The 2939-nt window shown below is 39.8% G+C and carries 3 protein-coding genes; all 3 read right to left on the minus strand.

All coding sequences use genetic code 11. From position 1 onward, the window contains the following. Positions 1-121 precede the first annotated feature (121 nt). Genes H5072_RS15815 through eda form a run of 3 tightly spaced genes read right to left on the minus strand, consistent with a single transcriptional unit; the run spans position 122 to position 2795 of the window. Complete coding sequence (locus tag H5072_RS15815) at positions 122-1084, minus strand: class 1 fructose-bisphosphatase (RefSeq protein WP_182694062.1); 963 nt, start codon at positions 1082-1084, stop codon at positions 122-124. Further along, positions 1081-2163 (minus strand): class II fructose-bisphosphate aldolase, encoded by a 1083-nt coding sequence (gene fbaA / locus H5072_RS15820; protein ID WP_182694063.1) that lies wholly within the window; start codon positions 2161-2163, stop codon positions 1081-1083. Before fbaA ends, H5072_RS15815 begins: the two co-directional genes overlap by 4 nt. A gap of 14 nt (positions 2164-2177) precedes the next feature. Next, positions 2178-2795: a bifunctional 4-hydroxy-2-oxoglutarate aldolase/2-dehydro-3-deoxy-phosphogluconate aldolase gene (gene eda / locus H5072_RS15825; protein ID WP_058154918.1), complete on the minus strand. Its 618-nt coding sequence runs from the start codon at positions 2793-2795 to the stop codon at positions 2178-2180. Positions 2796-2939 lie beyond the last annotated feature (144 nt).

Genomic DNA, 2939 nt, shown 5'->3' on the forward strand with positions numbered 1-2939 from the left:
TTCTTATTTGAAGACAATAAGAAAAGAAGTGAGTTTGTCTAAAGAGGATGATTTACAAAGAGAATTAAAATTAAGGGTAAAACAAGGGGCAATTTTCTTACCCCTTTTTTTTAGTGCTGTTTTATAACATGGCGTTATTATAAAACTCTACAGGCTCATTTGAACCCAAAGCAACAGGCACACGCTGGTGCAAGCTAGTTGGCGCAATATCTAAAATTCGCGTTCCTCTAGAGGTTGCTTTACCACCTGCGTTTTCAACTAAAAGTGCTAACGGGTTTGCTTCATAAAGCAGTCTTATTTTTCCGTTATCGTTACCACTGCGTTTATCTTGTGGATACAAAAATAACCCGCCTCGGCATAAAATACGATGAACGTCGCCTACCATCGCTGCATTCCAACGCATTGAGCTTTTTTCAAAGCTTTCACAGGTGTATAGCAATTTATCAAAATACACTTGTGTTGGTTCGTCCCAGTAACGGTAGTTAGCCATATTAACGGCAAATTCACGGCTTTGTTCTGGCACACTTAACTGCTTATTTGTCAGTAAGTAACCGCCATGTGTTGAGTCTAACGTATAACAACGCGTAGGACCGCCAGTACTCATTACAAGTAATGATGAAGGGCCATATAACACATAGCCTGCACATACTTGATTTACACCGGGCTGACTAAATTGCTCGTCGCTGTCAAAAGGAACATCATCACGGGCTAAGTAAATAGTAAATATAGTGCCTATTTGCCCATTAACATCAATATTAGAAGAGCCATCTAACGGGTCAAAAGCAACAATAAACTTACCTTCAGGGTGGCCACCTACCGCATGATCTTCTTCCTCTGATGCAACAGATCGTACACTGCTATCATCAAGTAGGACGTCTTTAAGTAGTTGGTTTGCGATTACATCAAGCTTTTTTTGAACTTCACCTTGAACGTTTTCATTCAAAGTTGACCCTAAAACACCGGCTAATTCACCTTGGCTTACTCGAAAAGCAATTTCTTTACTGGTCGCTAAAATTGTGCGAATAAGTAAAATAAGATCGGTATCTACACCGTCTTCTTTCAATACTGTATTTAATCTTTTCATGCGCTATACCTGTTTACACAATTTAGATCGTCAAAGCATTGCTCTAGCCTTGCAACCATACTTTGCTCTGAATGACGCAACCATACACGAGGGTCATAGTATTTCTTGTTTGGCTTATCATCCCCGTCAGGGTTACCAATTTGCCCTTGTAGGTATGCTTGCTTGTCTTTGTAGTAATCTAAAATACCTGTCCAACACGCCCACTGCGTATCGGTATCAATATTCATCTTCACTACGCCATACGTTAAAGACTCTGCAATTTTACTGTACTCAGAACCACTACCACCATGAAAAACAAAGTTAATTGAGTTGCTTGGTAGATTAAATTTTTCTGATACGTAAGCTTGTGAATCTTTTAAAATAGTTGGCGTAAGAACAACGTTACCCGGTTTATATACACCATGAACATTGCCAAAAGAGGCTGCAATTATAAAGTTAGGGCTAATACGACTTAAGCGTTCGTAAGCAAATGCAACATCTTCAGGCTGAGTATATAAAGCAGAACTATCTAGGTGTGAGTTATCAACACCGTCTTCTTCGCCACCCGTGCAACCAAGCTCAATTTCAAGCGTCATACCTATTTTTGCCATACGCGTTAAGTAACGTTCACAAATTTCGATATTTTCTTCTAAAGGCTCTTCTGACAGATCAATCATATGTGAGCTAAACAATGGTTTGCCAGTCAGTTCAAAGTGTCTTTCACCTTCATCAAGCAAACCATCAATCCAAGGTAGTAGCTTTTTAGCTGCGTGATCAGTGTGAAGCATCACTGCTACTTCATAATGTGCTGCCACTGAATGTACATATCTTGCAGCACTTACCGCCCCAAGCACAGCTGATTGTTGCTCTGGTAAAGATAAGCTTTTACCACAAAAAAATTGTGCTCCACCATTAGAAAGCTGAATAATAACGGGCGAGTTTTTCTTTTTAGCAGCTTCTAGCGTCGCATTAATAGATGTTGTACTAACAACATTTACCGCTGGCAAAGCATATTGATGTGTACGTGCATGATCGTACACAGCACTTACTTCGTCGCCAACGATTACGCCTGGTAGTATTGTTGGGGCTAAATAATTCATTTATGAAATCCTTTCTATTTTAAAGCCTGGATACAAGAATCAGTAATTGCTTGCCAATTTTCTTGTTCAACCCATTCTTTTTTCGCTATCCAAGTACCGCCAACGGCGAATACATTATTTAAAGAAAGATAGTCCATTTTGTTACTTTCGCTAACGCCACCTGTAGGACAAAAGCTGACTGCTCTAAATACTGACGACACAGCTGACACAAAAGGAGCGCCACCAGCAAGCGATGCTGGGAATAATTTTTGCTCTTCAAAGCCATACTCAAGCGCCATTAAAATATCACCGGTGTTTGATACACCAGGAAGTACCGGCACATTACATTTAGCAAGTGCTTCAAGTAACGTAGGAGACACCGCTGGGGTTACAATAAAATCAGAACCCGCTTCAAGTGCTTGCTCCAAAATATCAGTATTGATGACTGTCCCTGCACCTACTTTTAGCTCAGGCACCTGTGCTTTAATAGCTTTTAATGCCTCTATTGATGCCTCTGTTCTTAGCACTACTTCAACTAAAGTAAGCCCAGCATTGGCCATAGCTTTCGCTATTTGAACACCTTGCTCTGGAGTATCTGCTTGAATTATAGGTAGCAGTGTTTGTCCTGCCATAAGTTCAGAAAAGCGAGTCATAACGTTGTTCCTTTATAAAAAGTAATGCGGCCGAGGTATAGCGGCCTTTAATGTTTAATTATTTTGTTATACCAATTGCATTAAATTAATGAGCTATTATAGCGACAAGAAAATAGCTCAATAACAAGGCTAAAATTATGATAC

This window comes from Pseudoalteromonas sp. SR45-5, from assembly GCF_014163565.1.
Lineage (GTDB): Bacteria > Pseudomonadota > Gammaproteobacteria > Enterobacterales > Alteromonadaceae > Pseudoalteromonas > Pseudoalteromonas distincta.

Bases quoted from the DNA above. Each gene is read 5' to 3' on its own strand.
- H5072_RS15815 (WP_182694062.1), bottom strand. From the start codon at position 1,084: ATGAAAAGATTAAATACAGTATTGAAAGAAGACGGTGTAGATACCGAT.
- fbaA (WP_182694063.1), bottom strand. From the start codon at position 2,163: ATGAATTATTTAGCCCCAACAATACTACCAGGCGTAATCGTTGGCGAC.
- eda (WP_058154918.1), bottom strand. From the start codon at position 2,795: ATGACTCGCTTTTCTGAACTTATGGCAGGACAAACACTGCTACCTATA.